Raw genomic sequence first — 25,602 nt, 5'->3', positions numbered from 1 at the left:
TGATCACCTTCAGCGCGCCGCTGCGTGGTACTGGCGGATCCGCCAGGTCCCCTCACAACGCTGAGCGACAACGGAAAGGCGGATGGGGGTGTTCTCGCCCGTGCGGGAGGTGAAGGTCACGTCCGCGAACCCGCCCACGATTCCGTCGCACAGCGGGTTCGCCCGCAGTACCTCCACGCTCGCCGCCCTCGCGCCCTCGGCGACGTCGTCGTAGTAACCGAAGATCCCGGCCGGGCCGACCAGCAGCCGCGGGCTGATGCCCTGGAACAGGGCGTCCTCAGTGAACAGCGAGACGAGGTCAGCCGTCCGGTGGTCGTCGAAGGCCCGCTGCCAGCGGCCCAGCAACTCGGCGATGACGCCGTAGGCGGCGTCTTCCGTGCCCGCGTCTGGGAGCCCTGCTCCCGTGATGCCGGTCAACCCTGATCGCCGTCGGCGTCCGGCACCGCGTCCTCGGCGAGGCCGCTGTGAAGGACTTCCTGCTGCCATGCGTCCCGCGGCTGGGAGTGCAACCGCCAGTAGTGTTCGGCGATGTCGTCCGGGTCGAAGGCCGTGCCCGGAGCGACGGGACCGTCGACGGTGACGCTGGCCACGTGGACACCGGAAGTCCCGTACTCCTGGTCGAGCAGAGCCACCAGTGTTCGCACGCCCGCCTTGCCGAGCGAGAGGCTGACATACTGCCGCTTCGGCTCGGGCATCCCGCCGGTGATGATGAACGAACCGCTCCCGCGCCGCGCCATCTGGGGTCCGACGTGGGCGGCGGCGGTGAGCGCTCCGACCACGTTGACCGCCCAGGCGTCCATATGAGCGCGCTGGGACAGCTGTCCGGGCGTGTCCGGCTGGACGATCGCCGCGTTGTAGACCACGACGTCCGGGAGGCCGAACTCGTCGGTCGCGGCGTCGAGAGCGGCGCGCAGCGCCGTCTCGTCGGCGACGTCGGCGGTCAGCGCGATGACCGGCGCGCCGAAGGCGGACACCGCTTCGGCCGCGTCGGCGACCGTCGCGGCGGTCCGTGCGATGAGGCCTGTCGGCAGGCCCTCTCGGGCGAAGCGGCGCGCGACCGAACGGCCGATTCCCGGACCGGCTCCGATGACCACTGCTCCCGGCATGGCGGGCTCCTTCCCCTTACGAGCTTGATCAGGCAGGACGTTAAGGTGTCACATCGGTGTGAAGGTCAAACCCGGAGCAGGAGGCCGCATGAGGATCGGTGACCTCGCCGCCGCGACAGGGGTCAGCCGGCGGTTGCTGCGCTACTACGAGGAGCAGGGACTGCTCCGGCCGCTACGGCTGGCCAACGGCTACCGCGAGTACTCCGATTCGGACGTCGCCGCGGTACGCCACATCCGCGTCCTGCTGGACGCCGGCCTGCCCACCGCCGTCATCGCCCGGGTGCTGCACTGCGTCCGCGACGACGGTGAGCGGCTCATGCCGTCGACCTGCCCGGAGATGGTCGGCAACCTGCGCCGTGAGCACCACCGCATCTCCGAGGCGATCAGTCGGCTCCAAACGTCCCAGCAGCTGCTCGACACCCTGCTCACCGCCGCCCTGCGCCCATCCGACGCCCTGCCCGTCGGCGTCGCCGGCCCGGCCGCCCACCAAACCCCGGGCGCCCCGGAACCGGACCGCGACTGAACGGCGGCCGCCGACGACCGAAGCAACTAACCGCCTGACTTGATCTTCCGGTATAGGCCGCGATGGCTCTTTATAGAGGCGGAAGTAAGAGTCATCGTGGTTCTGCTGGTGACGAGCGCTGTTACCAGGTGGAGGGGAACATGCGGTGCTTGAGGAGTGCGTCCACCTGGTCGGCGGCGCGTTCGGTGTCACCGCAGGGGGAGAGGTAGCCGCGCCCGCCGCGCTCGGCTTCGTAATAGGCCCAGGTCCGACCGGGCATGGCATGGACGCTCACTGTCAGACGGACGTGGTCGTCCGGGCTGAACGCGAGGACCAGTAGAAGCGGCACCCAGGTAGGGAGGTCATCGGCCTGGTAGTGCTTGACGCAGCGGTAGCCCCTGGACTCGATCGCAGCGGCGAGCAGCTCCAGATACAGGATCGCCGTCGCGCGTCCCAGCCGGGTCCGCCACCAGAGCAGGCGCCCTCCCGCCTGGACGATCAGCGAGCGCAGCGAGCCCATACGACCTTCCCCTCCTCGTTGAGCGGCCGGACGCCCCAGTCGTGGACGAGCTCGGACAGCAGCAACAACCCGCGCCCGCCCTCCGCGTCGTCGGACTCGCCCTGGACGACGGGGAGGGCGCTGCTCTCGTCCCACACCTCGATCACGGTGAGCGGTTCGCGGACGTCCGGGAGGACGCGCACGACGATGTGCCCGACACCGACGTGCCGGTAGCTGTTGGTCACCAACTCGGTGACCACGAGCCGGCCGACGAAGTCGTCGGCGTGCCCGAGTTCGCGGAACCGGTCGGTGAGGTAGCGCCGCGCTTTCGCGGGAGCCTCGTCAGACGGTTCCAGAACGAGCGGCGGCGCCTCTGGCGCGAGCATGACCGCTGGCATCGGTGAACCCCTCCAGCCTGGACGGCGGCTGATCTCGACGGAGGCATCACGTCAAACCGGGAGAACCTGCCGCTATCACCCTGTGTGTTGGAACGAACACAATCAGGCCATGAAGCGCTCTACGATGTCTGTGTAGTGAATGACTGCTAACAAAAGACCAACACGCACTAACACTAGTGATGACAGCCCCACCTGTGACCTCCCGGGAGGACGTCATGACGATGTACAACAAAGTCAAGCCTGAGTTCTTGAGCTTTGGTGCAGAGGTCAGGCGCCTCCGGAAGGCGGCGGGCCTCAATCAACAGGTCCTTGCCGACCTGGTCAACGTGACGCGTAGTTACATAGCGCAGGTCGAGTCTGGTCGTACGCGCTGTCGACGGGAGTTCGCACTCCGGCTCGACCGGGCGCTCAAGTCCGGAACGGCTCTCGTCGACACGTGGGATGAGCTACTAGAATCGATCAAGTCAGACAAGTATCCCGAGTTTTTCGCCAACTTTCCGAAGGCTGAGCAAACGGCTATCATGCTCCGCGCCTTTGAGGAGCGGTTAGTTTACGGACTGTTCCAGCGGGAGGCGTATGCACGCGCACTTTTGGGTGATGAAGATGCCGTGAGGAGCAGGATGAGGCGGCAGGATATTCTAAGTCAGAATCCTGGCCCGGCACTCTCGGTGGTAATGGACGAGACTGTCCTCTATCGTGAGGTGGGCGGGAAGGAGACGATGAGAGAGCAGCTGGAATATCTCATCGAGCTCTCCTGTAGGGACAAGATTACTCTCCAGATAGCCCCGATTCGCTACATACGAAACGTATGGGCGCCCTTCGTCATCGCTACCCTGCCCGACCAGCGTCAGGTTGTGTACACGGACAACGCCTACGGGGGTGAGACCACGACAAGCCCAAGGCATGTGGCATTGGTGATTGAGACGTTTGTCGTGTTGCAGGGAGAGGCGCTGAATGTGAGAGATTCGCGAGCGCTGATCAGAAAGGTGATTGATGAGAGATGGATGTGACTGAAGTTGTATGGCGCAAGGCGTCGCGCAGCAAGGAAGACGGTTCAAACTGTATAGAGCTGGCCGAGTTCTCCGGAATCGTTGCAATTCGTGACAGTAAAGATCCTGGCGGCCCCCAGATTTCGGTAAGTCGTAACGACTTTCGGGGTCTCGCTGAGGTACTCAAAAAGTTGTAAGTATGGCCTCCAGTGAAAGGAGAATCTGCCAAGGAAACGGCTTGGAGGGATTTGCTGGACGTGGCGGAGAACGAGTTGGTAGATAACTGCGTCGAGATCGCTGGCATTGCGAGGGCTGCGGCGATACCCGACAGCAAGGGCCCGAGAGCCCTCAAGTGCATCGTCGGCCGTGGTGAGTTTCTGGTGCTTCGCAGAGCCCTGAAGATTTCTACGTCCTGCCGCTGGAGCGCCCGGGAGGCCAGGCGTCCCGAGCGCGGCTGCGGTCACCGGTTTGTGGCGTATGGCGCTGTGTGGGATGTGCACGCGGCGTTAGTGTGTGCCCGGATCAGGAAAGGTGTGTGTTCCGTGGGTATCGCTCGTGCCAAGGACTGGGTGCCGAACAGGCCGGTGCAGGATTCAAGACTCGCGTGGGAGGCCGCGGTGCCGGAGTTGCGCCGCCGGGCGAACCCATGGTGGGCGGTGCCATTGCGGATTCTCGGCGGAGCGGTCCCTCTCGGGCCGATGCACCGGCACATTCCCGGTGGGTCCACCGGCTATGCCCGGGAGGTCGGCCGGGAGGCGTCCAGTGGGCGGCTCAAGCGGTTCGCCGTTCCGGTCGATGTCGTGGCCGAACGGCTGAGGCCGGACGAGCGGAGGATTCTGCGTGCTGAAGGAGTGCTCCCCGACTGGTTCTTCGACGCCGTGGAAGAGGAGCGGCGCGCGCGGAAGAGGCGCTGAGGCGTCTGGCTAGCTGTTCTGTCCCATGAGGTTGGGGACGCATATCCCCTTGCCGAGGTGCCGGGTGGGCGTGGCAAGCTCACGTGGTGATCGTTGATCTGTCCCCTCGCTCGCTGAGCTGGGACGAGGTTGACCCCTCTCGTCATCCGTTCGACCGCTCGTCGGCAGCGCAGGCGGTGGACTCGCTCGGGCCGGCTCGGTGTGCATGTCGCCGTCCCGAGGTCTCCTTCGCCACCCCGGCGATGAGGGTCCGCGACCACGGCAACGGCAAGCTCTGGGCGGACGCCATGTCACACGCCCTCTCTGAGCGTTTCGGTCGTTGGGCCGTGGGCTGGCGCTGGGCCCACGATGAGGGTGACTTCGACGGCGGTCCAGTCGGTGGCTGGTGCTGCCCGCGGCACTCGATCACCACACCGGAGGAGACGCTCGCCCATGTCGTCGCGGCGCTGTGCGAGTGGCGCGCGTGGCTGGAGAGTCTCGCCGACTGGTTCGAGGCCTACCCGTTGCGGTCGACCGCTGTCGCCGACCAGCGGATCCTGTGGGAGATGGCCGTCCGGAAACTGATCTGGCAGGTCGTTGACCGCACGGGCCACGGCAGCGGCTGGTACGGGCACTGCGAACAGGTACTCAACTGGTTCCTCCAACGCTGGCATGTGGCGGCCGACGTCGCACAGGCTCTGGTCGCCGAAGCGATCGGTGGGCGATTCCACAGCTGGACCAGCCCAGGAACAGTGCTGGTCGGCGACATCGCCGAACAGCTCGCCCTGTCCCTACCAGGGGATCCCGTCGAGCCCGACTCCTGCGGGCCTGCCTTGGACCACCTGGAGCGCTGGCTTGCGGCACGTGGTGCCGTGCCCTGGCAAGACGCCTCGGACGGCGGTGGGGACGACCCGGTGACCCCGTCCCATGACGGAGCGGTGGAAGACATCCTCGCCTTCGACGGCGCCATAGAACCCGCCCGTGCCGAAGGCATGCTCGCCGCCCTGGAGTTGGTCCGGACGGACGCGACGCGCGGTGCCCCCCTCACCTTCGAGCGGCTCCAGGGCTGGCAGCAACACGTCCTCGGCACGTCCCGACCACCCCCGTTTCGCAGCTCGCCCGCCTTCGCCAAAGGGGGCCGCGAACGCTACGGCATCGGTCCTGACACACGCAGCCGCCTTGATGCCTGCCTCGCGGAGAGCGCGCACGACAGTGAGCGTCCACTCTCCTTGACCGCTCGCGCGGCCCGGGCCTATCTCGACATCTGCTTCTTTCACCCGTTCGACGACGGCAACGCCCGCGCGGCGTTCCTCGCCCTCATCTTCATCCTCGCCCGTGAGGGCGTCGCGCTCGACGACGTCAGCCTGCTTCGGCGCGTGAGCTTCCAGGCCGACGACCCCCGAGAGCCGCTGATCCTCACCCGGAGCATCAACATCAGCCTCTCGTTGACCCGACGCAGACTTTCCTCTCAGGGGTATCGGGAATAGACGGTTCAACGACAGGCCGCCGGTCCACTCCAGCAGCGGCCGCCCGTCATCGACAACGCAGCGGGCCAGTCGAAGCGGACCGGTCTCGGTCAGCGGGGCGAGTCATGCTCACCTGCGCCGACGCAGCGCCAACTCCCCACCACGCCGGCGTCCTGACCGCCCGACGTCGCGAACGCGCCCGCATCCGCGACGAGCGCCGGGGCCGTCCGCCCCGTAAGGCCGCCTGAGCGGGGACGCAGGTGCGGTCATCGCACATGGACCTTTGTTCTAGCGCTAGGATATAACGGTGGCCGCCGACCTGACACCCGCTGAGCTGACGTTGCTCGGCCTGCTCGTGGAGAAGCCGAGGCATGGCTACGAGCTGGACGAGGTCATCAGCGCCCGCGGCATGCGCGAGTGGACCGAGATCGGCTTCAGTTCGATCTACTACCTGCTGACCCGGCTCCGCGACCGTGGGCTGATCACCGAGATCGACGTGCCGCGAGCCGGCCCGGGAAAGGCCCGCCGGGTATACGGGCCGACGCCCGAGGGGCGTCGAGCGTGCGCACGGGCGGCCGAGGCCGCGGTGGCCGAACTGCGGCCGGTGTTCCCGCCCCTGCTGGTCGGTCTGGCCAACCAGCCGGTCATCGCGCCCGAGCGCCTGCGGGCCGCGCTCGACCGGCGGGCCGCGGCCCTGGCGGAGAAGGCGGCCGCCGTCAGGGCGGCCCGCGACGCGCAACCTGACGTGCCCGGTTTCGTCCGCGCCACCTTCGACTACGCGCTGGGTCAGTTGGCGGCCGAACAGCAGTGGCTGGCCGACTACCGGGCGGCCGAAGCCGAGGACCACTCTCCACCAAGCCCCCCGGCCAGAAAGGCAGACGGCAATGACCCGCTATGACATCAAACGAGAACTCAAGCAGTGCTACGCCCCGAAGAACACCGACTGGGCTCTGGTCGACGTGCCCGCGCAGCAGTTCATCGCCGTCGACGGTTCCGGCGACCCCAACACCAGCGCCGACTACGCCCGCGCCGTCGAGGCGCTCTACGCCGTCGCCTACACGATCAAGTTCACCAGCAAGTCCGCCCTCGGCCGGGACTTCGTCGTCGGGCCGCTCGAAGGGCTGTGGTGGTCCGACCGCCCGGAGGTGTTCATCACCCGGGTCAAGGACGCCTGGCAGTGGCGCATGCTCATCAGCCAGCCCGACTGGATCACCGCCGACCTCGTCGACGAGGCCAAACAGGCCGCGCTGGCGAAGAAGGGCCTCCCCTCGATCGCCGAGGTCCGCCACGAGACCCTGAAGGAGGGCACCAGCGCCCAGCTCCTGCACGTCGGACCCTACGACGATGAGGGGCCCGTACTCGCCAGGCTCCATCACGAGTACCTCGCCGCGAACAACCTGCGAATGTCCGGGCACCATCACGAGATCTACCTCGGCGACCACCGCCGGACCGAGCCCGCCAAATTGAAGACCGTCCTCCGGCAACCCGTCCAGACGGCGACCTGATGGAGTAGCACCGACGAATCGCGGTCACTGCACGTTTCCGAAACCAACTCACCCGGAGCCGCAGAGTCCGTGGTCGGGCCCTGCCCGGGTGTCCGGTGGCGGCGGGTGGGGCCCCGAGGCGGCTGATCGCTGCGCCCGTGAGGGGGCCTACCTGGAGGTATGAAAATTAGTTGTCGGGGGGTGTCAAAAAAGGCGGGCAAGTGTGTTCGGTTGGTGAGTGGTCGTTGATGCGGGCGGGACTTACTGTGGCGCGACTTCGCCTTTGACGGGCCTGTCGGCGATTCACAGGAGGGACCGCTGTGGACTCCCAGCTCGCTCGGATGCGGCGCGGCTTCGGTGCCGCGCTGCTGGCGGGGACGGCGTTGAGCGCCGTCTCCGCGGGAACGGCCCACGCCGCCTCACCCGCCGCAGATCGTGTGACCGTCACCGCGGCCGGGTCGCCGGCCTACTCCCTGACGGGGGAGCTGTCCTCGGGGGCCATCGCCGTCCTGGACAATGTCGCGTCCTACGAGACCAACAAGATCCAGGGGACGGGGACGCTTCCGGGCGCCGAAGGCGGTACCGCGACCGTTTCCTTCGACATCGTTCGCGAAGGCTTCGGGATGAAGGGGACGTTCACCCTCAAGGATCCCGGCGCGGGTGTGGAGGTGTCCGCGAACGTCGGCGGCCAGGTCGCGGTTCCCGGTCAGGCCACGGTGAAGTGGGAGGGGAGCGGGACCGTCCGGCGCGGCGGCGCGGCGTCCGGCCGGCGGGTCTCGTTCACGGTCGAGGACCGCCGTCCCGATCCGGGCGACCACGCCATCCGCATCACCCACGCCGGGCAGGCCAGGAACGCCGTCCTCCGGCTGCCCGACGACTACGACGGTACGCCGCGTCCGGTGCTGTTCCATTTCCCCGGGCTGTTCGAGACGCCGGGCGCCGCCGAGTTCTTCGGCCGCATGGCCGACTACGCGCAGACCCGCGGCTTCATCATGATCACCCCTGAGCACTACGGCAAGGGCTGGCAGGGCGTCCAGGTGGGGACGCCGAGCCCGGACGTCGACGATCCCGGGTTCGTCGGACGGCTGCAGGACATCCTGGTCGAGCGGTTCAACGCCGACCCCAGGCGCCTGTACGCGTCCGGCATGAGCAACGGCGGCTTCTTCACCAGCAAGATGGCCTGCGACAACGATCGGTTCGCCGCTTATGTGCCGGTGTCCGGCCAGCTCAACGATCCCGGCGCCTGCCATCCCGGACGCCATGTCCCGATCGTCCTGATCCACGGGGACGGCGACCCCCTCGTCCCCTACACGACGGTCCAGCCCGCGCTCGACTTCTGGATGCGCAACAACGGGTGCGGCACCAGGGCCGTTCCGACGAACCTGCCCGACACCGCGCCCGGCGACAACACCACCGTCGTCCGCCATGACCACCCCGACTGCCCGGCGGACGGCCCCGTCACGCTTTACCAGATCAAGGGCGGCGGGCATAACTGGCCCGGCGGGACGCCGTTCCTCGGCCCGTTCCTCGGCGGCACCACCTACGACATCGACGCCAACGCCGTGATCTGGGACTTCGTCTCCCGCTACCGCCTCCCCTGACCCCCGCCGGATCCACTGTCCCGGCCTGGACGGCGACGGCGTCCTGCTGCTGCGCCCGCACGACCCCGAGCAGCCTTTCCGGCTCGCTGCACAGGCGGCCGAGCGGCGCGCCGGTCGGCGTAGCGGGAGACGCCGCGCGGGGTGAAGCTCTGGTAGACCATGCGGCGCCGGTGCGCGTGCTCGGGATCGTCCTGCCCGATCATCGACGGGTCGGACGGGTCGGTGGCGTACATCTCGCCGTCGAGAAGGTCGATGGCCACGGGCTCGCTCCTCGGGACAGGAGAGGGAGACGTGAGTCGAGACCAGCGTCTCACCCAAGCAAGCGGTAGGTCTATCGTGAACCCGGACGCGCCGTCGGTAAAGGGGCATACGCCGGTGATTAACGCGTTAGGGGGCGATGTACGGAAGAATGGGGAACGGTCACGGCGAGGCGGGCCATGCGGAAGGGCAGGGCGATTTGAGCGGCGAGGCGCGGTTCACCGTCACGCGGACGCTGAGCAAGGACCAGCAGGCGCGGCGCGAGCGCCTGATCGACTCGGCTCGCGAGCTCGCGCTGGAGGGCGGGTACCCGGCCGTCACCATGCACGACGTGGCCGACCGCGCCGGGGTCGCCCGCGCGACCGTCTACCGGTACTTCGCCACCAAGGACCACCTGCTCACCGAAGTCGCGGCGACGTGGGCGCACCGCGTCACCGACGACGTCGACGCGCTCGCCGTCGGCGACACGCCGCAGGAGCGGCTCACCGCCCTGCTGGAGCGCATCGTGTTCGTCGCGGCGGCGGAGCCGACCCTGACGTCGGCGATCATCCAGGCCGTGACCTCGGACGACTCCAGCGTCGACGACGCCCGCACGGTGCTGTTCCTGTTCCTGCGCGACCGGCTCTCGACGGCGATCGGCGACCCGGTGCCCGAGCGGGACGACGTCGAGATCGTCCTCGGGCACATCCTGCTCGCCGCGCTGATCAGCCTGGCGTCGCTGCGCCAGCCGGCCGAGGAGGTCGCCGCGATGGTCCGCACCGCCGGGCGGCTGGTGCTCGCCGGCGCGTTCGCCGCCCCCACGCCCCAACCACCGGGTACGCGACCGGGCTGATCTACCTCGCCTCGGCGCCGCGGCCGTGTTCGCAGCCCCGAGCCCCCGCCGCGCGTGAAGTCCGGCGGCGATGCGGGACGCCCGTTCCGCGGGCGCCCCTGCGGGTGTGGCGCCTTTTGTCAGTCGGCTTACAAGTGACGCAGCGCAATGCGTGTTGCGTCTTGCAGCCCGCCCGCCCGGTCGTCGGTAGCTTCCGGAGCGGGAGGTGCGAACGGTGACCACGAGCCTTGAGCAGCGCTCGCCGCTGAAACCCTGGGCCGGCGTCCCCCGCGAGCTGTCCACCGTGTTCCGGCCCCACCTGGACGCCCTCGCCGAGGAGATGATCGAGGAGATCCTCGCCGGGATCCCCGAGTACTCCCGCCCGCAGGACGAGGAGTACGCGCGGCTCGTCCGGCTGGCCGTCGAGGGCGCGCTGCGGCAGTTCGTCGACCTCATCATGGACCCGGAGAGCTCCTGGGAGCCGGTCGCCGCCGTCTACCGGGAGATCGGCTGGGCGGAGGCGCGCGAGGGCCGCAACCTGGACATCCTGCAGACCTCGCTGCGGCTCGGCGCCCGCGTCGCCTGGCGCCGGCTCGCCGCCGAGTCCGAGCGGTACGACATCTCCCGCCGCACCCTCGCCGGCATCGCCGAGGCGATCTTCGCGTTCCTGGACGAGATCGCCCGCGCCGCCACCGAGGGGTACACCAAGGCCCGTGAGCAGGAGGCCGGCGAACTGGAGCACCGCCGCCGCAGGCTGCTCGATCTGCTGCTCGCCGAGCCGCCCGCCGCCCCGCAGGCCGTCGCCGACCTGGCCCGCCTCGCCCAGTGGCGCGTCCCGCGCACGGTCGCCGCCGCCGTCCTGTACGAGCGGGGGCGGCAGCCCTTCTCGCACCCGTCCCTGCCGCCCGACGTGCTCGCGGACGTCAACCGCCGCGAACCCTGCCTCCTCGTGCCCGACCCGGAGGGCCCCGGGCGCGGCCGGATGCTGGAGTCGGCGCTGCGCGACTGGGTCGCCGCGCTCGGCCCGACCGTCCGCACCGAGGACGCGGCCAGGTCGCTGCGCTGGGCCCGGGAGGCGCTGCCGCTCGCGCGCCGCGGCGTCCTGCCGTCCGACCGGCTGATCCGCTGCGCCGAGCACATGCCGGCGCTCGTCGTCTTCAAGGACGAGGAGCTGGTCCGCGCCGTCGCCGAACTGCGGCTCGCGCCGCTGAAGGAGGTCCGGCCCCGGCACCGCGAAAGGCTCATGCGGACGCTGCTGGCCTGCCTGCAGAACGGGTTCAACGCCACCGAGGTCGCGAACCGGCTGCACGTCCACCCGCAGACCGTCCGGTACCGGCTGCACCAGCTGGAGGAGCTCTTCGGCGAGCGGATGTACGAGCCGGAGCTGCGGCTGGAGATGGAGATGGTGCTGACCGTCCGGCTCACCGAGCCCCCCGCCGCGGCCGCTCAATCAAGCGATTGACCGGGCGCGGTCCGAGCGCCTAGCGTGAGCGGATGAGCAGCAGCGATACCGGGCGTGACCGGATCATCGAGGCCGCCACCCGGCTGTTCGCCGCCCTCGGCTACGACGGGACGTCCACCCGGATGATCGCCGAGGCCGCCGGGCTCAACATCGCCACGGTGGCCTACCACGTCGGCGGCAAGCGCGACCTCTACCTCGCCGTCATGGAGCGCGCCCACCGGGCCGAGCGGCAGGTGCTGGAGGAGGCCCTCGCCGAGATCACGTTGGACGAGCAGGGCCTGCTCACCCTCGTCGACCGTTACGTCGAGTTCTGCATGGAGCGGCCCGAGATCCCGGCGCTGTGGATGCACCGGTGGCTGTCGGACGCCGCCGACGTCGCGCATCTGGAGGACGAGTACGTCCGGCCGCTGATGGAGCTGGTCAGCGAGGCCGCCCGCGGGGTCGTGAGCGACGAGGTCGACCTCGACTTCCTCGTGTGGACGGTCGTCTGGTGCACGCACGGGTTCGGCTCCGGCGGCGTCCTCGACCAGCAGGGGAAACGCCGGAGACTGGACGACCCGCAGGCGGTCGCCCGGTTCCGCGCCCACCTGCGCCGGACGGTCGCCGCGGCGATCAGCCCGCCCGCCGGCAGCCCCGGATGACCGCTGCGCTGCCCCGGCGGCGGCTCCTCGGCTACGGCGTCGGCTCGATCGGCACCGGCGTGTTCTCCGCCGTCCCCGGGCTGCTGCTCCTGTACTACCTCACCGACGTCCTCGGCGTGTCCGCCGCGATCGCCGGGGCCGTCCTCGTGGTCCCCAAGGCATGGGACGTGCTGCTCAACCCGATCGTCGGCGCCGCCAGCGACCGCGAGGCCGTCCGGACGGGCCGCCGCACCCGCCTGCTGACGCTGGGCGCGCTGACCCTGCCGGTCCTGTTCGCCGGGATGTTCGCCGTCCCGGCCGACTCCCCGGGGCTCGCGGCCGGCTGGGCCGGGATCATGTTCCTGCTGGCCGCGAGCGCGTTCGCGTGTTTCCAGGTGCCGTACGTGGCGCTGCCCGCGGAGATCTCCGGCGAGCCGTCCGAGCGCGGCCGCGCGATGGCGTGGCGGGTCGTCTGCCTGACGGTCGGCATCCTGGTCGCGGGCGGGCTCGCGCCCGTCCTGACCGGCGCCGCCGGCGGCGGGCGCGCGGGATACGCCCTGATGGGCGGCGTGATCGGGCTCGTCATGGGCGCGGCCATGGTGGCGAGCACGCTGGCGACCCGCTGGATCCCCTCCCGCCCGGGGCCGCACCCGCTCGGGCTGGCCGCCGCACTGCGCACCGCGCGCGGCAACCGGCCGTTCTTCCTGCTGCTCGGCGCGCACGTCGGGAACACCCTCGCCGTCGCGATCATGCTGGCCGGGGCGCCGTACGTCGCGACGTACCGGCTGGACGACTACGGCCTCACCTCGGTGATGTTCGTCTGCATGGTCGCGCCGAGCGCGTTCGCCGTCCCGCTGTGGCGGTGGCTGGCGCGCCGGTACGGGGAGGTCGGCTGCTACGCGGCGGCGCTGGTGGTGTTCGCCGCGACCGGCGTCGCCGCCTACCCGCTCATCACCTCCACCGCCGGGGTCCTGGCCCTCAGCGCCCTGGTCGGCGTCTGCTACGCGGCCGTGCAGCTGCTCCCGCTGTCGCTGATGCCCGAGACCGTCCACGCCGACGCCGGGCGGACGGGGCACGCGCAGTCCGGCGCCTTCACCGGGCTGTGGACGGCGGCGGAGACGGGCGCGCTCGCCCTCGGCCCCGGCGTCTTCGCGCTGATCCTGGCCGTCTCGTCGTTCCAGTCCTCCGACCTGGACACCCCCGTCGTCCAGCCGGAGTCGGCCCTCACCGGGCTGACCGCCGGGTTCACGCTCGTCCCGGCCGCGCTGCTGCTGCTCAGCGTCCCCCTCCTGCTGGCCTACCGCCGGCGGGCCGCCGTCCACCGCACGATCGAGGGAACACCGGAACATGCCGTCTGACCGCCTTCCCGAAGCCGGCCGCCCCGGCGCCGACCTGCTCGCCGAACTCGCCCGGCTGCGGAACGCCGACCTGCCCGTGCGCGGCGGGCAGGTCACCGCCTACGTCTACGACACCGGGCGGGAGGCCGTCCACGAACTCGCCGCCACCGCCTACCAGGAGATGCTGGAGGTCAACTGCCTCGACCCGACGGCGTTCCCGAGCATCGTCGCGCTCGAACGTCAGATCGTCGGGTGCGTCGCGGGCAAGCTGGGCGGCGGGACCGGCATCTTCACCAGCGGCGGCACCGAGTCGATCATGCTGGCGGTGAAGGCGGCGCGGGACGCCCGTCCGGTCGAGGGCACGCCGCAGATCGTCCTGCCCGCGACCGCGCACCCCGCGTTCCACAAGGCCGCGCACTACCTCGGCCTTGAGATCGTGCACGTTGCGGTCGACGACGCGTTCCGCGCCGACCCGGCCGCGACCGCCGCCGCGCTGACCCCCCGCACGGTGCTGGTCGTCGCCTCGGCGCCGTCCTACCCGCAGGGCGTCATGGACCCGGTCCCGGAGATCGCCTCCATCGCCGCGTCCGCCGGGGTGCCGTGCCACGTGGACGCCTGCGTCGGCGGCTGGGTGCTGCCCTGGCTGCGCGACGCCGGACGGGACGTCCCGCCGTTCGACCTGTCCGTGCCCGGCGTCACGTCCCTCTCCTGCGACCTGCACAAGTACGGCTACTCGCCCAAGGGGGCATCGGTCGTGCTGTTCGCGGACGAGTCGCTCCGCCGCCGCGCCTACTTCGCGTCCGCGGAATGGCCCGGGTACACCGTCATCAACGCGGGCGTGCAGAGCAGCAAGAGCGCCGGGCCGCTGGGCGCGGCGTGGGCGACCCTCATGGCGGTCGGCGCCCGGGGCTACCGCGACCTCGCCGAGTCCGCGATGACGGCGGCCGAGCGGCTGGTCGCGGGCGTCGCGCGGATCCCGGGCCTGCGGGTGCTCGGCGAGCCCGCCGCCCCGCTCGTCGCCGTCGCCTCGACCGACCCGGCGCTGGACGTGTTCGTCGTCGCCGACGAGGCCCGCGCCCGGGGCTGGTTCTTCCAGCCGCAGCTGTCCTACCAGGGAATCCCGCGGAACCTGCACTTCACGCTCACCGGCGTCAGCGACGTCGACGCCCTCCTGGCGGCGCTCGCCGACGCGGTGAAGGCCGCCCGCGCCGCCGGGCCGCCGGACGTCCCGTCCGGCCTGGTGGACGCGCTCGCCGACCTGGACCTCGACAGCCTCGACGACGCCGGCTTCGCGGGGCTGCTCGCGTCCGTCGGCGTCGACCTCGCCGGCGGCGCGGAGCTCGAGATGGCCATGGTCAACGCCATCCTGGACGCCCTGCCGCCCGCCACCCGCGAGGCCCTGCTGATCCGCTTCCTGTCGGCCCTGTACGCCTAGCCGCGGCGCGTCAGCCGTTTGACGATGGACGGGGACCGTCCCGTGCCGACCTCCACCGGCACCCGCGCGGCGCCCGCGTCCACGACACCGGCCTTCGTGCCGCGCTCGGGCTCGGCGGGCGGGTCGCCGTCATAGTCGACGGGCACGGTGAGGCCGGGCCAGCCGACGACGTTCACCGGCGACGTGGCGGTCAGCGCCTTCCGGCCGCCGAGCCCGTCGTCGATCCAGGCGACCGTCTGCCCGGGGCGCGCCAGCGGCACCGCGACCATGGCCTGCTCGGCCGCGACGAGGATGCCCTCCGCCGTGTTGACCGCGTCCGCCGCGCTGGGGGAGCGCTGCCCCATCACCGCGCCCACGATCAGGGTCTGCGTGCCGCCGACGTTCCGGTGCGCGGCGAACACGAAGTTCCCGCCCGCCGCGTCCGTGTATCCGGTCTTGCCGCCGACCACGCCGTTGCGCCCGAGGATGAAGTTGCCGCCCTGCCGCGGGGAGCCGCCTCCGTCCGGCACGTACATCCGGTTGTTCACGATCTCGGTGAACGCCGGGATCCGCATGGCCGCCCGCAGCAGTTTCACCTGGTCGGCGGCCGTGCTGACGGTGCCGGAGTGGTAGCCGCTCGGGTCGGTGTAGCGCGTGCCGGTCATGCCCAGCCGCTTCGCCGCGGCGTTCATCTTCGCCACGAACGCCTGGTCGCTCCCGGAGTCCCAGCGCGCCAGCTCGTGCGCCACGTCGTTCGCGGAGATGATGAGCAGGGACTCCAGCGCCTTGCGCTGGGTCAGCCGCTGGTTCGCCGTGACGCCGAGCAGCGACTCGCCGCGCCGCTTGCGCGCCGGGATCTGCGCCGCCGCCTGCGGCGACACCGTCAGTACCGGCCCCGCCTCGCCGGACCTCAGCGGGTTATCGCTCAGGTACACGTAGGCGGTCATCACCTTGGCGACGCTCGCCGTGGGGGTCGGCACGGCCCCGCCCGCCGAGCCCATCGTCCCGAGCCCGTCCACGTAGAGCACCGCCTGGCCCACCGCGGGCCACGGCAGCACCGGCGCCTGCCCGGGGAAGGTGTGGCTGGACGCGATGGTCAGCCGCACCGTCGGGTCGGGCGGCGGCCGCAGCAGCTGCCCGGCGACGACCCCGGCCACGAGGACCAGCATGGCCGCGACGACGACGAGCCAGCGCCGCCCGCCCTTCCGCTTCTCCGCCACGGCGGGCGCGGCCGGAGGCGTCGCCGGGGCCGGTTGGGCCGGTGGGGCCGGTGGGGCAGGTGGGGCCGCCCCGTCCCAGGGCACGCTCCACTGCCCGGACGTCCGCGCCGCCGGAGCCGGGAGCGACGCCTCCCAGGGCCCGTCCTGCGCCGACAGATCCGGCAACCGCTCGACCCGCGTGGGGCCGGCGGACGAGGGCGCGCTTCGGGGTGCTTCCGGCCACATGGCCGGTGCGGCCGCGCCCTGGGGGCGTCCCGTCTCGGGGGGTGCCACCTGCCGCGCTGGGGCGGACGGCGCCGCGCCGGCACGGGCCTCCCGGACGTTGCGGGGTGTGGTTTGCCGTGCCGCAGGCGCGGGCGCGCCTTGGGGACGCTCGCTGTCGGGCGGGCCGGGTCGCGCCCGGTTGCCGCGCGTTTCGCGGACGTCGCCGGGGCGTTGCTGGTGTTGCGGCGGCGCGGGGGCGGTGTGCGGGGCCGCGCCCTGGGGCCGTTCGGTGTCAGGGGGGGCCGCGTGGCGTCGTGGCGGGGCGGCCGGAGCCGCGCCGGCACGGGTTTCAGGAACATCGCCCGGTGTTCTCTGCTCTGTCGCCGGCTCGGGGGCGCCCTGGGGGTGTCCGGTTGCGGGCCGTACCGCGTGGCGGCCGCTGGTTCGGGGGGTTGCGGCCGGGGGCGGGTCGTCGTCGGGCTTCGGGGGCGCGGCATGGCGCCGTGCCGGGGTGCTGCGCGCCTCGCGGGCGTCGTCGGTGCGCTCCTGCGGTTCCGGCTGCGTGGCGGGGGCCGCGCGGTCCTGCTGGGGCGCGGTGGTCTGGGTGGGGTCGTCCTCGGGGCGCTCTTCGGCCGGGGACTCCTCCGCTGGGGAGGCGGTGCCGTCCTCCTGGGCGGGCTCCTCGTCCTGGACGGACGGGGACGTCGGGCGCCAAGGCTTGGTCTCCGGGGGCGGAGCAGCGGTGGCGGAGGGCGCCTCGTGCTCGGGCTCCTCGTCCGGGGGAGGAGGCGTGAACTGGACGTACCAGGTGCTGCCCGCCGGCTTCTCGGACGCCTCGTCGCCGGCCTCGTCGCCGGCCTCGTCCGCGACCTCGCCGACCTCGCCGGCAGCCTCATCGACCTCGCCGGCAGCCTCGTCCGCGCCCTCGTCGGTCTCGTCGCCGGGCTCGTCCCGCCGCTCGGCGGGACGGCGGACGGCGATGTCCGGACGGGTCAGGTTGACCTTCACCGGCACGCGGAACTCGGCGGTTCTGTTGCGCGCCGGTTCCGCGTCAAGCTCGGCGTCGTCGCCCACGTGCAGACCCCCTCTGCTCGTTCCCCGACAGGCGGCGGAGCGGTCCTGCCGACAACCCCGTGCACATAGAGGATGCGCATTTTATCGGGAAGGTTCGCCGGGATCCGTATCGGCGCGCGCCGTGTCGCCATGAACCTGGAGCGCGGGTTGCGGAGATACATCGCTGACAACGTCCCCGCACGGGAAGGCCCGGTGCGCATGCCATGGTGGCCGCGATGACCGTTCCCCCGACGGCTCGGGAGTGCGACGCCGCTCTCATCGAGCGTTCGCTCGCCGATCCCGAGGCGTTCGCCGCGCTGTTCGACCGCTATTCGGCGATGCTCTACCGGTACGTCTCCCGCAGGCTCGGGGAGGCCGCGGAGGACGTCGTCGGGGAGACGTTCCTTGTCGCGTTTAGCAAGCGGCACCGCTACGACCTGGAGCAGCGGGACGCGCGGCCGTGGCTGTTCGGCATCGCGACGAAGCTGGTCGCGCGGCATCACCGGGCGGAGGCCGCGCGCTACCGGGCGCTGCGGCGCAGCCCCGTGGACGGTCCGGTGGAGGGACCCGACGACCGCGTGGCGGCGGGGGTGACCGCGTCGGCCACCCGTCCCGCGCTGGCGGCGGCGCTGTCCGGCCTGGCGCGCCGCGACCTGGACGTCCTGCTGCTGGTGGCCTGGGGCGACCTGTCCTACGAGGAGGCGGCGCGGGCGCTCGGCATCCCGGTCGGCACGGTCCGCTCCCGCCTCAACCGGGCGCGGCGCAAGGTGCGCGCGGCGCTCGGCGACACCGACCCGACGCGCGAGGAGGCGTGAGCGTGGACGACCTGGACCTGATCCGCGGCCTCGGCCGCGACCTGGAGCACGAGCCGCCGCCGTCCCTCGCCCGGCAGCGGAACCGGCTGCTGGACGGGGCGCGGCGCGGGCGCCGCGGCACGGTGCGCTGGATGGGCACGGTGCGCTGGACGGGCACGGTGCGCTGGACGCTGCTCGGCGTGGTCGCGGCGGTGACGGCGGCGGCGATCCTCGTCCCGGCGGTGGTGCTGCACAGGCGCGACGCGAGGCCCGCGGCGACCGGCTCGACCGCGCCCACTGCCGCGAGGGCGATGAACGTGCTGGTCATCGGGCTGGACGCCCGCCACGGCGGCGCGCAGCGCTCGGACACCCTGCTGCTCGTGCACGTCCCCGCCGACCGGAAGAGGCCGCAGCTGGTGAGCATCCCGCGGGACGTGCTCGTGCGCATCCCCGCCTGCGGCCGGAACCCGGCGCGGCAGGCGACGGTCAACACGGCGTTCCCGCTGGGCGGCGCCGCCTGCACGCGCAGGACGGTGGAGGCACTGGCCGGCGTCCGGGTCGACCAGACCGTGGTGATCGACTTCGGCGGGTTCACGCGGGTGGTGGACGCGCTCGGCGGGGTCGAGGTGACGCTGCCGAGGGCGGTCGACGATCCCGGCTCCGGGCTGAGGGTCCCAGCCGGCCGGCAACGGCTGAAAGGGGCGCAGGCCCTCGCCTACGTCCGGGTCCGGCACGGCCTCGGGGACGGCTCCGACCTGGACCGCGTCGAACGCCAGCAGCGGTTCCTCGCCTCGCTGGCGCGGCAGGCCGAGAAGCTCATGGCGGAGAACCCGCTGAGGTTCGCGCGCTTCCTCGCCGTCGTGGCCGACTCGGTCGAGAGCACGCCGAGACTGGACGCCGGGGCGCTGCGCACGCTCGCGCGCGGGTTCGACGGGAGCGGCGGGGTCGCCGCGGCCACGATTCCGGTCCGTCCCGCGCCCTCGGACATGAACCGGCTCGTGGTGGACGAGGCCGCCGCCCGCAGGGTGCTCGCGCCGTTCCGGACGCGATGAGTGAGCCCCCCGTCTGCGGGTAGGGGCCGAATCGCCCCCGGCTGCGACCCACGAGCAAGGAGTGAGCGATGGCCACGAAAGTCCGCGACATCATGACCGGCTCGCCCACGTCGGTGTCGCCGGAGCTCGACATCGTGACCGTGGCGCGTGCGATGCGCGACGAGGAGATCGGTGCGGTCCTGGTGGCGGAGGGCGACGACCTGAAGGGCGTCGTCACCGACCGCGACCTGGTGGTGCGCGGGCTCGCCGCGGGCGGCGACCCCGCCCAGGCCAAGATCGGTCAGATCGCCAGCAGGGTGACCGCGACGGTGGGGCCCGACGACTCCCTCGACAGGGCCGCGCAGATCATGCGCGAGCGCTCCGTGCGGCGGCTCCCCGTCATGGAGGACGGCCGTCCGGTGGGCATCGTGTCCATCGGCGACCTGGCGATCGAGAAGGACTCGGCGTCCGCGCTCGCCGACATCAGCGCGGCACGCTCCAACACCTGAGGGGCGCTGCCGGGCCGGTCTCCACTGGCGGACTCGACCTGGCAGCCGCCGGTGAGTGAGAACCTCCATCACCCGGATCCCCCGGCGCTCACCGTCCCCCTCGACCGTCCGCCGCAGGGTCGGGGATCAGAAAGATGCTCCCCGGACATGCCTAGCCGAGTTCGTAGTCGAACCAGATCCGGTGCGTGCCGTCGGCATCGATGGCGATACCGCCCGTCCCGGTGATCCCGGCCAGCGCGCCCGTTCCGCTCGCCGGGACGATGACGAAGAACGCGTTGTCCATGCCTTCGCCCAGGGTCGTCGCAGAGTGCGCGAAGTTGAAGGCGCCGGCTCGGTCATGAAGCGTCCCCTCGAAGGACTCCATCGCGACGTAAGTGCCGGTCCCGTGGTCGAAGGCAGAGGTGAACAACGTGGCGGAGCGTCCGACCACGTCACCGTCGTACCGCTTCTCCATCGTGGCGACAGCGACCGGCAGCGCGGTCTCGATCGCCGGGCTCGGCATCGGAGTCGGGGTGAAATCGGCAACTTTGAACGTTCCTGAAGCTTGCACCCCTGGATGCTATTACGCGCCGCAGGCAAACCCGGGCTCTAAGCCGTCCACTCCTGATCTGCCGGACAGTGCCTACTCGGGCAGCACGGACAGGAGCCGCTCCAGTTCCTCGTCGGTGTTGTAGTAGTGCACGGAGGCCCGCACGGCCGCTGGACGGGCGTGCGGGTCGTATCCGTGCGAGAGCGGGTCGGTCACGTTGACGTTGACGCCCCGCTCCCTGGCCGCCGCCTTGACGGCGGCCGGGTCGCGTCCGTCCACGGTGAAGGTGACGATGCCGGACGGCCGCGTGCCCTTGTCCAGGACCGTGATCCCGGGACGGGCGGCCAGTTCCTCCCGGAGCCGGGCGGCGAGGCCCAGGACGCGGTCCTCGATCCGCGCCGCCCCCAGGTCGGCCGCGTAGTCGGCGGCGACGCCCAGCCCGATCTGCCCGGCGACGTGCCGTTCCCACGTCTCGAACCGCCGGGCGTCCTCGCGCATCTCGAACCCGTCCGGCGCCTTCCAGTCGGCGGCCTGGAGGTCGAGGAACGGCGGGACGAGCGTCCGCAGGATCCCGCGCCGGACGTACAGGAACCCGGTGCCGCGCGGGCCGCGCAGGAACTTGCGCCCCGTCGCCGACAGGATGTCGCAGCCGATCTCGTCGACGTCCACCGAGAGGTGCCCCACCGACTGGCACGCGTCCAGGAGGTACAGGACGCCGTGCGCACGGCACAGCCGCCCGACCTCGGCGGCCGGGTTGATGAGCCCGTTGTGCGTGGGAATGTGGTTCAGCGACACCAGCCGGACGTCCCCCTTGGCCAGTTCGGCCACCAGCGCGTCCAGCGAGAGAGTGCCGTCGGGCTCGTCCGGGACGACCTCCACGCGCGCGCCCTTGGCCGCCGCCACGTGCTGGTAGGCGATCGCGTTGCTGGAGTACTCGCTCGTCGTCGTCAGGATGCGGTCGCCTTCCGCGAAGGGGATCGCGTAGAACGCCATGTCCCACGCGCGGGTGGCGTTCTCCACGAAGGCGATCTCGTCAGGGCGGGCCCCCAGAAGCCGGGCCACGGCGTCGTAGAAGTGCGCGATGGGCGCCTCGTTGCGTTCGGCCGCCTCGTACCCGCCGATCAGCGTCTCCAGTTCGAAGTGCCCGGCGACGGCGTCGATGACGGGACGCGGCGGCAGCGCGGCCCCGGCGTTGTTGAGATGGGCCACCCTGGCGCAGCCGGGGGTGTCGGACCGGAGCTCGTCGATGTCCACGGGCAGCCCTTCCTTCACGGAAACGTCGTACCCCCGCGGGATACTGACATCCGGCGGCGGCTTGACCTCAACCAATGTTGAGGTCGCATGCTTGCTGTTCCAGGCTAACGATCACAGGGGTCTCCATGGACATGGAAGTCACGGCGTGGATGTCGCTGCACCACGCCATGAACGCGCGGGACAGCAGGCCGTTCTCCCGGGCGACGCTGCGGCGCATCGCCCGCTTCGCCCGCCCGCACCGGGGCATTCTCACGGCCTTCCTCCTGCTCAGCGTGGTGATGGCGGTCATCGCCGTCGCGACGCCCGTCCTCGCCGGGTGGGTCGTCAACGCGATCGTCGACCATGACGCCACGTCCACGGTCGTGTGGCTGGCCATAGTGATCGCGGTTCTGGCGCTCGCCGAGGGCTCCCTCGGGCTCGTCAACCGGTGGTTGTCCGCGCGCATCGGCGAGGGGCTGATCCTCGACCTGCGCACCTCCGTGTTCGACCACGTCCAGCGCATGCCGGTCGCGTTCTTCACCCGGACCCGCACCGGCGCCCTGGTGAGCCGGCTCAACAACGACGTGATCGGCGCCCAGCGCGCGTTCAGCGACACCCTCTCCGGAGTGGTCAGCAATCTCGTGACGGTGCTGCTGACCTTCGCCGTGATGGTGCGCATCTCCTGGCAGATCACCTTGCTCGCGCTGGTCCTGCTGCCCGTCTTCGTCCTCCCGGCCCGCCGGATGGGCAGCCGCCTGGCCAAGCTCGAACGCGAGGCCGCGTCGCACGACGCCGCGATGAGCACGCAGATGACCGAGCGGTTCTCCGCCCCCGGCGCGACGCTGGTGAAGCTGTTCGGGCGCCCGGCCCGAGAGTCGGCCGAGTTCGCCGCGCGGGCCCGCCGCGTCCGCGACATCGGGGTCCGCACCGCGATGGTGCAGCACGTCTTCATCACGGCGCTCACCATGGTCTCGGCGCTCGCCCTCGCGCTCGTCTACGGCGTCGGAGGGTTCCTGTCCCTGCGCGGCCACCTCGACGCGGGCGCCGTCGTCGCCCTCGCCCTGCTGCTCACCCGCCTCTACGCGCCGCTGACCGCCCTGGCCAGCGCCCGCGTCGAGGTGATGAGCGCGCTCGTCAGCTTCGAGCGGGTCTTCGAGGTGCTCGACCTCAAGCCGCTCGTCGCCGAGAAGCCCGAGCCCCGCGACGTGCCCGAGGGCCCGGTGACCGTCGAGTTCGACAACGTCACCTTCGCCTACCCCTCCGCCGACAAGGTCTCCCTCGCCTCCCTCGAAGAGGTCGCCACCCTCGACACCCGCGGCGGCGTCGACGTCCTGCACGACGTCTCGTTCCGCGCCGAGCCCGGCCAGATGGTCGCCCTGGTCGGCTCGTCCGGCGCGGGCAAGTCGACGATCGCGCAGCTGCTGCCGCGCCTCTACGACGTCGACTCCGGCGCCGTCCGGCTCGGCGGCGTCGACGTCCGCGACCTGTCGTTCCAGGCCATCCGCGACACGCTCGGCATGGTGACGCAGGACGGGCACCTGTTCCACGAGTCGATCCGCGCGAACCTCCTGCTGGCCCGCCCCGAGGCGCCCGAGGAGGAGCTCTGGGACGTCCTGCGCCGCGCCCGCCTCGACGCCCTCATCGAGGGCCTGCCCGACGGCCTCGACACCATCGTCGGCGAGCGGGGCTACCGCCTGTCCGGCGGCGAGCGCCAGCGCCTCACCATCGCCCGGCTCCTGCTCGCCCGCCAGCGCGTCGTCATCCTGGACGAGGCCACCGCGCACCTCGACTCCACGTCCGAGGCCGCGGTCCAGGAGGCCCTGACCGAGGCCCTCGACGGCCGCACCGCCGTGGTCATCGCGCACCGCCTGTCCACCGTCCGCGCCGCCGACCTGATCCTCGTCGTGGAGAGCGGCCGCATCATCGAACGCGGCACCCACGAGGAACTCCTCGCCGCGGACGGCCGCTACGCCGACCTCTACCGCACCCAGTTCGCCGACGACCCGCCCCTGGAGCCCGTCGCCTGACCCCGCCTCCGGGCGTCTCGCCGGCCTGCGCCGAGGTCAGCGCAGGCCGGCGAGGAAATCCCGCAGGGAGCGCAGGACGCCGGAGCGCCAGCCGCTGCCCATGCCGCGGAAGGCGTGGGCGTTGACGGGGTCGTCCAGGTCGAAGCCCGCGTGTTCGACGAAGAGACGGGTGCCGTGCCCCTCGGGGACGAGCCGCCACGTCACCGTCGTGTCGAGGCCGCCGCCGCGCCAGCTGATGCAGAGCAGGCGGACGTCCTCGACGTCGAGGACGCGGCACGCGATCGTCCCGTCGAAGCCGATCGCCGGGATCGGCTTGGCGGTGAACGTGAAGCGGTGCCCGACGACGGCCTTGAAGTCGTTCGGCATCAGCCACCGGGCCAGCAGGTCCGGATCGGTGAGCGCCCGCCACACCTTCGCGGGCGGATGCGGCAGGAACTCGTCCACCTCGATGCGCTCGGCGCTCAAAGGTCCTCCTCGTCCAGCAGGTCGCGCAGGTCGGAGAGCTTCTCCCGCCAGAAACGCTCGTACGGGGTGAGCCACTGCGAGATCTCCCGCAGGGGCGCGGGCTCCAGCCGGTAGATGCGCTGCCGGCCGTCGCGCCGCTCGCTGACCAGTCCGGCGTCGCGCAGCACCTTGAGGTGCTCCGACACGCTCGGGCGGCTCATCGCGAAGTGCGCGGCGAGGTCGTTGACCGGCCGCGGCCCGTCCAGCAGGAGGGCGGTGAGCTCCCGCCGGACGGGGCTGGCCAGGGCCGCGAAGACGTCCACTGTCACCGCGCGGCCAGCACGATGCCGTTGCCGTCGGGGTCGGTCAGCGTCGCCTGCCGTCCCCAGGGAAGGTCCTGCGGGCCCTCGACCCGCACCCCGGCGCCGCGCAGATGCTCGCAGTCCGCGTCGAGGTCGGTCGTCTCCAGTATCAGACCGTGCACGGTCCCGGGCGCCGCGCCGGGCACATGGTCCGCCAGCACGACGTTCGTCTCCGCGCCCTTGGGCGCCAGCTGGAGCCAGCGCATCGGGCCCGTCGAACGGTCCATCACCACCTCGAAGCCGAGCTTGCCCGCGTAGAAGTCCTTGGCCGCGTCCTGGTCGGAGACCGGCACGGTCAGCAGCCGCACATGCGTGATGTTCATGCGCCCCAAAATATGTAGGGGACTGCCTACCTGTCAAACGTAGGGAAGTCCCTACGCTTCGGCGGCCATGTTTGCCGGGCGGGCCGGGTGGCAGGCTGGGGGCATGCGCGCCGTCACCTATGACTCCTATGCCAGCGACAACTCGCACCTGCGGGTCGGAGACGTCCCGGACCCGAAGGTCGGCCCCGGGCAGGTCCTGATCGAGGTCCGCGCGGCCGGGGTCAACCCCGTGGACTGGAAGGTCATGGCCGGCGGCCTGGACGGGATGATGGACGCGGTGTTCCCCGTCATCCCCGGCTGGGACGTCGCCGGGGTCGTGCGGGGGCGCGGTCCCGACACGCCGGAGTTCGCGGACGGCGACGAGGTCATGTCCTACGCCCGCAAGGACGTCGTCGGCGCCGGGACGTTCGCGCAGTACGTCGCGGTCCCGGCGGACCACGTGGCGCGCAGGCCCGCGTCGCTCGACTGGGACCAGGCCGGCGGGCTGCCGCTCGCCGGAATGACCGCGCAGCGTTCCCTGGACCGCCTGGAGGTCGGGCCGGGCGACGTGCTGCTCATCCACGCGGCGTCCGGCGGAGTGGGGAGCCTGGCGGTCCAGATCGCACGGGACCGCGGCGCCCGCGTCATCGGCACGGCCTCGGAGGGCAACCACGGCTTCCTGCGTGATCTCGGCGCCGAGCCCGTCGCCTACGGGGACGGGCTGGCCGAGCGCGTCCGGGACCTGGCGCCCGGCGGGGTGTCCGCCGTCGCCGACTTCGCGGGCGGCCAGCTCGACACGACCCTCGCCGTCCTGGCCGAGGGCGGGCGGCACGTGTCGGTCGCCGACAACACGGTCGGCGAGCACGGCGGCCACTGGATCTGGGTCCGCCCGAGCGGCGCGAAGCTGGCCGAGCTAGCGGCCATGGCCGACCGCGGCGCGCTCACGGTGGAGGTCGCCGGGACGTACCCGCCGGAGAAGGTGGGCGAGGCCTTCGACGCCAGCCGGGGCGGGCACACGCGCGGCAAGCTCGTCATCACGCCGTAACGGGCGGAT

The 25,602-nt window shown here is 71.6% G+C and carries 29 protein-coding genes; 18 read left to right on the top strand and 11 right to left on the bottom strand.

Annotated elements, in window-relative coordinates; translation table 11 throughout:
* Positions 1–9 precede the first annotated feature (9 nt).
* Both CHC11_RS04090 and CHC11_RS04085 read right to left on the bottom strand, forming a co-directional pair.
* Positions 10–417, bottom strand: a complete 408-nt coding sequence (locus CHC11_RS04090) for a YybH family protein (protein ID WP_179278662.1) — start codon at positions 415–417, stop codon at positions 10–12.
* Positions 414–1,106, bottom strand: coding sequence for an SDR family NAD(P)-dependent oxidoreductase (locus CHC11_RS04085; protein WP_089310163.1), 693 nt, complete (start codon positions 1,104–1,106; stop codon positions 414–416). The genes CHC11_RS04090 and CHC11_RS04085 overlap by 4 nt, the downstream gene beginning before the upstream one ends.
* Before the next feature lie 88 nt (positions 1,107–1,194).
* Between CHC11_RS04085 and CHC11_RS04080 the strand changes: the two genes are divergently transcribed.
* On the top strand, positions 1,195–1,629 hold the full coding sequence (locus tag CHC11_RS04080) for a MerR family transcriptional regulator (protein WP_089310162.1): 435 nt from the start codon (positions 1,195–1,197) through the stop codon (positions 1,627–1,629).
* A gap of 121 nt (positions 1,630–1,750) precedes the next feature.
* Here the strand turns inward: CHC11_RS04080 and CHC11_RS04075 are convergent, their stop codons facing one another.
* Entirely contained in the window at positions 1,751–2,128 is a 378-nt protein-coding gene (locus CHC11_RS04075) for a hypothetical protein (protein ID WP_089310161.1), read from the bottom strand.
* The gene (locus CHC11_RS04070) at positions 2,107–2,505 is read right to left on the bottom strand and encodes an ATP-binding protein (protein WP_143226908.1); all 399 of its coding nucleotides are present in this window, start codon (positions 2,503–2,505) and stop codon (positions 2,107–2,109) included. The genes CHC11_RS04075 and CHC11_RS04070 overlap by 22 nt, the downstream gene beginning before the upstream one ends.
* Before the next feature lie 215 nt (positions 2,506–2,720).
* Here CHC11_RS04070 and CHC11_RS04065 point away from each other — a divergent pair, with 215 nt between their 5' ends.
* From CHC11_RS04065 to CHC11_RS04035, 7 genes are all read left to right on the top strand, one after another.
* Complete coding sequence (locus tag CHC11_RS04065) at positions 2,721–3,515, top strand: helix-turn-helix domain-containing protein (protein WP_179278661.1); 795 nt, start codon at positions 2,721–2,723, stop codon at positions 3,513–3,515.
* Positions 3,506–3,691 carry a DUF397 domain-containing protein gene (locus CHC11_RS04060; protein ID WP_089310158.1) on the top strand — a complete coding sequence of 62 codons (186 nt, stop codon included), beginning with the start codon at positions 3,506–3,508 and terminating at the stop codon, positions 3,689–3,691. The genes CHC11_RS04065 and CHC11_RS04060 overlap by 10 nt, the downstream gene beginning before the upstream one ends.
* Before the next feature lie 60 nt (positions 3,692–3,751).
* Positions 3,752–4,408: a hypothetical protein gene (locus CHC11_RS04055; protein WP_143226906.1), complete on the top strand. Its 657-nt coding sequence runs from the start codon at positions 3,752–3,754 to the stop codon at positions 4,406–4,408.
* 86 nt (positions 4,409–4,494) lie between these two features.
* Positions 4,495–5,874 (top strand): Fic family protein, encoded by a 1,380-nt coding sequence (locus CHC11_RS04050; protein WP_089310322.1) that lies wholly within the window; start codon positions 4,495–4,497, stop codon positions 5,872–5,874.
* Positions 5,875–6,160: 286 nt separating this feature from the next.
* Positions 6,161–6,751, top strand: coding sequence for a PadR family transcriptional regulator (locus CHC11_RS04045; protein WP_089310156.1), 591 nt, complete (start codon positions 6,161–6,163; stop codon positions 6,749–6,751).
* The gene (locus CHC11_RS04040; protein WP_089310155.1) at positions 6,738–7,358 is read left to right on the top strand and encodes a GyrI-like domain-containing protein; all 621 of its coding nucleotides are present in this window, start codon (positions 6,738–6,740) and stop codon (positions 7,356–7,358) included. The genes CHC11_RS04045 and CHC11_RS04040 overlap by 14 nt, the downstream gene beginning before the upstream one ends.
* A gap of 299 nt (positions 7,359–7,657) precedes the next feature.
* A complete protein-coding gene (locus CHC11_RS04035; RefSeq protein WP_143226905.1) occupies positions 7,658–8,938 on the top strand; it encodes a CE1 family esterase in 1,281 nt (426 codons plus the stop codon).
* Here CHC11_RS04035 and CHC11_RS40050 read toward each other — a convergent pair.
* Positions 8,923–9,198: a hypothetical protein gene (locus CHC11_RS40050; RefSeq protein ID WP_143226904.1), complete on the bottom strand. Its 276-nt coding sequence runs from the start codon at positions 9,196–9,198 to the stop codon at positions 8,923–8,925. The two genes, CHC11_RS04035 and CHC11_RS40050, sit on opposite strands and share 16 nt — an antisense overlap.
* Before the next feature lie 149 nt (positions 9,199–9,347).
* Here CHC11_RS40050 and CHC11_RS04030 point away from each other — a divergent pair, with 149 nt between their 5' ends.
* The 5 genes from CHC11_RS04030 to CHC11_RS04010 all read left to right on the top strand — a co-directional run bounded on the left by CHC11_RS04030 (position 9,348) and on the right by CHC11_RS04010 (position 14,861).
* A complete protein-coding gene (locus tag CHC11_RS04030; RefSeq protein ID WP_245918693.1) occupies positions 9,348–10,028 on the top strand; it encodes a TetR/AcrR family transcriptional regulator in 681 nt (226 codons plus the stop codon).
* Positions 10,029–10,242: 214 nt separating this feature from the next.
* The gene (locus CHC11_RS04025; protein WP_245918692.1) at positions 10,243–11,469 is read left to right on the top strand and encodes a PucR family transcriptional regulator; all 1,227 of its coding nucleotides are present in this window, start codon (positions 10,243–10,245) and stop codon (positions 11,467–11,469) included.
* 32 nt (positions 11,470–11,501) lie between these two features.
* The gene (locus CHC11_RS04020) at positions 11,502–12,110 is read left to right on the top strand and encodes a TetR/AcrR family transcriptional regulator (RefSeq protein ID WP_089310151.1); all 609 of its coding nucleotides are present in this window, start codon (positions 11,502–11,504) and stop codon (positions 12,108–12,110) included.
* Positions 12,107–13,447 (top strand): MFS transporter, encoded by a 1,341-nt coding sequence (locus CHC11_RS04015; RefSeq protein ID WP_089310150.1) that lies wholly within the window; start codon positions 12,107–12,109, stop codon positions 13,445–13,447. Before CHC11_RS04020 ends, CHC11_RS04015 begins: the two co-directional genes overlap by 4 nt.
* On the top strand, positions 13,437–14,861 hold the full coding sequence (locus CHC11_RS04010) for a pyridoxal phosphate-dependent decarboxylase family protein (protein ID WP_089310149.1): 1,425 nt from the start codon (positions 13,437–13,439) through the stop codon (positions 14,859–14,861). Before CHC11_RS04015 ends, CHC11_RS04010 begins: the two co-directional genes overlap by 11 nt.
* On the opposite strand, the gene CHC11_RS42380 is transcribed toward CHC11_RS04010, so the two are convergent.
* Positions 14,858–17,338 carry a D-alanyl-D-alanine carboxypeptidase family protein gene (locus tag CHC11_RS42380; protein ID WP_245918691.1) on the bottom strand — a complete coding sequence of 827 codons (2,481 nt, stop codon included), beginning with the start codon at positions 17,336–17,338 and terminating at the stop codon, positions 14,858–14,860. The two genes, CHC11_RS04010 and CHC11_RS42380, sit on opposite strands and share 4 nt — an antisense overlap.
* Before the next feature lie 215 nt (positions 17,339–17,553).
* On the opposite strand from CHC11_RS42380, the gene CHC11_RS04000 reads away from it, so the two are divergent.
* From CHC11_RS04000 to CHC11_RS03990, 3 genes are all read left to right on the top strand, one after another.
* Complete coding sequence (locus CHC11_RS04000) at positions 17,554–18,132, top strand: RNA polymerase sigma factor (protein ID WP_245918690.1); 579 nt, start codon at positions 17,554–17,556, stop codon at positions 18,130–18,132.
* Positions 18,129–19,163 carry an LCP family protein gene (locus CHC11_RS03995; protein ID WP_143226903.1) on the top strand — a complete coding sequence of 345 codons (1,035 nt, stop codon included), beginning with the start codon at positions 18,129–18,131 and terminating at the stop codon, positions 19,161–19,163. The genes CHC11_RS04000 and CHC11_RS03995 overlap by 4 nt, the downstream gene beginning before the upstream one ends.
* A gap of 68 nt (positions 19,164–19,231) precedes the next feature.
* Positions 19,232–19,651, top strand: a complete 420-nt coding sequence (locus CHC11_RS03990; RefSeq protein ID WP_089310146.1) for a CBS domain-containing protein — start codon at positions 19,232–19,234, stop codon at positions 19,649–19,651.
* A 151-nt stretch (positions 19,652–19,802) separates the two neighbouring features.
* On the opposite strand, the gene CHC11_RS03985 is transcribed toward CHC11_RS03990, so the two are convergent.
* Together CHC11_RS03985 and CHC11_RS03980 are read right to left on the bottom strand one after the other, a co-directional pair.
* Positions 19,803–20,201 (bottom strand): DUF3224 domain-containing protein, encoded by a 399-nt coding sequence (locus tag CHC11_RS03985; protein ID WP_089310145.1) that lies wholly within the window; start codon positions 20,199–20,201, stop codon positions 19,803–19,805.
* A gap of 72 nt (positions 20,202–20,273) precedes the next feature.
* A complete protein-coding gene (locus CHC11_RS03980) occupies positions 20,274–21,452 on the bottom strand; it encodes an aminotransferase class V-fold PLP-dependent enzyme (RefSeq protein WP_245918689.1) in 1,179 nt (392 codons plus the stop codon).
* A gap of 107 nt (positions 21,453–21,559) precedes the next feature.
* On the opposite strand from CHC11_RS03980, the gene CHC11_RS03975 reads away from it, so the two are divergent.
* Positions 21,560–23,440, top strand: coding sequence for an ABC transporter ATP-binding protein (locus CHC11_RS03975; protein ID WP_089310144.1), 1,881 nt, complete (start codon positions 21,560–21,562; stop codon positions 23,438–23,440).
* A 36-nt stretch (positions 23,441–23,476) separates the two neighbouring features.
* On the opposite strand, the gene CHC11_RS03970 is transcribed toward CHC11_RS03975, so the two are convergent.
* Genes CHC11_RS03970 through CHC11_RS03960 form a run of 3 tightly spaced genes read right to left on the bottom strand, consistent with a single transcriptional unit; the run spans position 23,477 to position 24,569 of the window.
* A complete protein-coding gene (locus CHC11_RS03970; RefSeq protein ID WP_089310143.1) occupies positions 23,477–23,905 on the bottom strand; it encodes an SRPBCC family protein in 429 nt (142 codons plus the stop codon).
* Positions 23,902–24,213 carry an ArsR/SmtB family transcription factor gene (locus tag CHC11_RS03965; RefSeq protein WP_089310142.1) on the bottom strand — a complete coding sequence of 104 codons (312 nt, stop codon included), beginning with the start codon at positions 24,211–24,213 and terminating at the stop codon, positions 23,902–23,904. Before CHC11_RS03965 ends, CHC11_RS03970 begins: the two co-directional genes overlap by 4 nt.
* Entirely contained in the window at positions 24,210–24,569 is a 360-nt protein-coding gene (locus CHC11_RS03960; protein ID WP_089310141.1) for a VOC family protein, read from the bottom strand. Before CHC11_RS03960 ends, CHC11_RS03965 begins: the two co-directional genes overlap by 4 nt.
* A gap of 103 nt (positions 24,570–24,672) precedes the next feature.
* Between CHC11_RS03960 and CHC11_RS03955 the strand changes: the two genes are divergently transcribed.
* A complete protein-coding gene (locus CHC11_RS03955) occupies positions 24,673–25,593 on the top strand; it encodes an NADP-dependent oxidoreductase (protein WP_089310140.1) in 921 nt (306 codons plus the stop codon).
* The last annotated feature ends 9 nt before the right edge of the window (positions 25,594–25,602 follow it).

Source organism: Actinomadura mexicana, from assembly GCF_900188105.1.
Classification (GTDB): Bacteria; Actinomycetota; Actinomycetes; order Streptosporangiales; family Streptosporangiaceae; genus Spirillospora; species Spirillospora mexicana.
This window is presented reverse-complemented; position numbering and strand designations above follow the sequence as displayed.

Coding starts and splice junctions, on each gene's coding strand:
- CHC11_RS04085 (WP_089310163.1), bottom strand. CDS start 1,106: ATGCCGGGAGCAGTGGTCATCGGAGCCGGTCCGGGAATCGGCCGTTCG.
- CHC11_RS04080 (WP_089310162.1), top strand. CDS start 1,195: ATGAGGATCGGTGACCTCGCCGCCGCGACAGGGGTCAGCCGGCGGTTG.
- CHC11_RS04075 (WP_089310161.1), bottom strand. CDS start 2,128: ATGGGCTCGCTGCGCTCGCTGATCGTCCAGGCGGGAGGGCGCCTGCTC.
- CHC11_RS04070 (WP_143226908.1), bottom strand. CDS start 2,505: ATGCCAGCGGTCATGCTCGCGCCAGAGGCGCCGCCGCTCGTTCTGGAA.
- CHC11_RS04065 (WP_179278661.1), top strand. CDS start 2,721: ATGACGATGTACAACAAAGTCAAGCCTGAGTTCTTGAGCTTTGGTGCA.
- CHC11_RS04060 (WP_089310158.1), top strand. CDS start 3,506: ATGGATGTGACTGAAGTTGTATGGCGCAAGGCGTCGCGCAGCAAGGAA.
- CHC11_RS04040 (WP_089310155.1), top strand. CDS start 6,738: ATGACCCGCTATGACATCAAACGAGAACTCAAGCAGTGCTACGCCCCG.
- CHC11_RS04030 (WP_245918693.1), top strand. CDS start 9,348: ATGGGGAACGGTCACGGCGAGGCGGGCCATGCGGAAGGGCAGGGCGAT.
- CHC11_RS04020 (WP_089310151.1), top strand. CDS start 11,502: ATGAGCAGCAGCGATACCGGGCGTGACCGGATCATCGAGGCCGCCACC.
- CHC11_RS04015 (WP_089310150.1), top strand. CDS start 12,107: ATGACCGCTGCGCTGCCCCGGCGGCGGCTCCTCGGCTACGGCGTCGGC.
- CHC11_RS04010 (WP_089310149.1), top strand. CDS start 13,437: ATGCCGTCTGACCGCCTTCCCGAAGCCGGCCGCCCCGGCGCCGACCTG.
- CHC11_RS04000 (WP_245918690.1), top strand. CDS start 17,554: ATGACCGTTCCCCCGACGGCTCGGGAGTGCGACGCCGCTCTCATCGAG.
- CHC11_RS03990 (WP_089310146.1), top strand. CDS start 19,232: ATGGCCACGAAAGTCCGCGACATCATGACCGGCTCGCCCACGTCGGTG.
- CHC11_RS03975 (WP_089310144.1), top strand. CDS start 21,560: ATGGACATGGAAGTCACGGCGTGGATGTCGCTGCACCACGCCATGAAC.
- CHC11_RS03960 (WP_089310141.1), bottom strand. CDS start 24,569: ATGAACATCACGCATGTGCGGCTGCTGACCGTGCCGGTCTCCGACCAG.
- CHC11_RS03955 (WP_089310140.1), top strand. CDS start 24,673: ATGCGCGCCGTCACCTATGACTCCTATGCCAGCGACAACTCGCACCTG.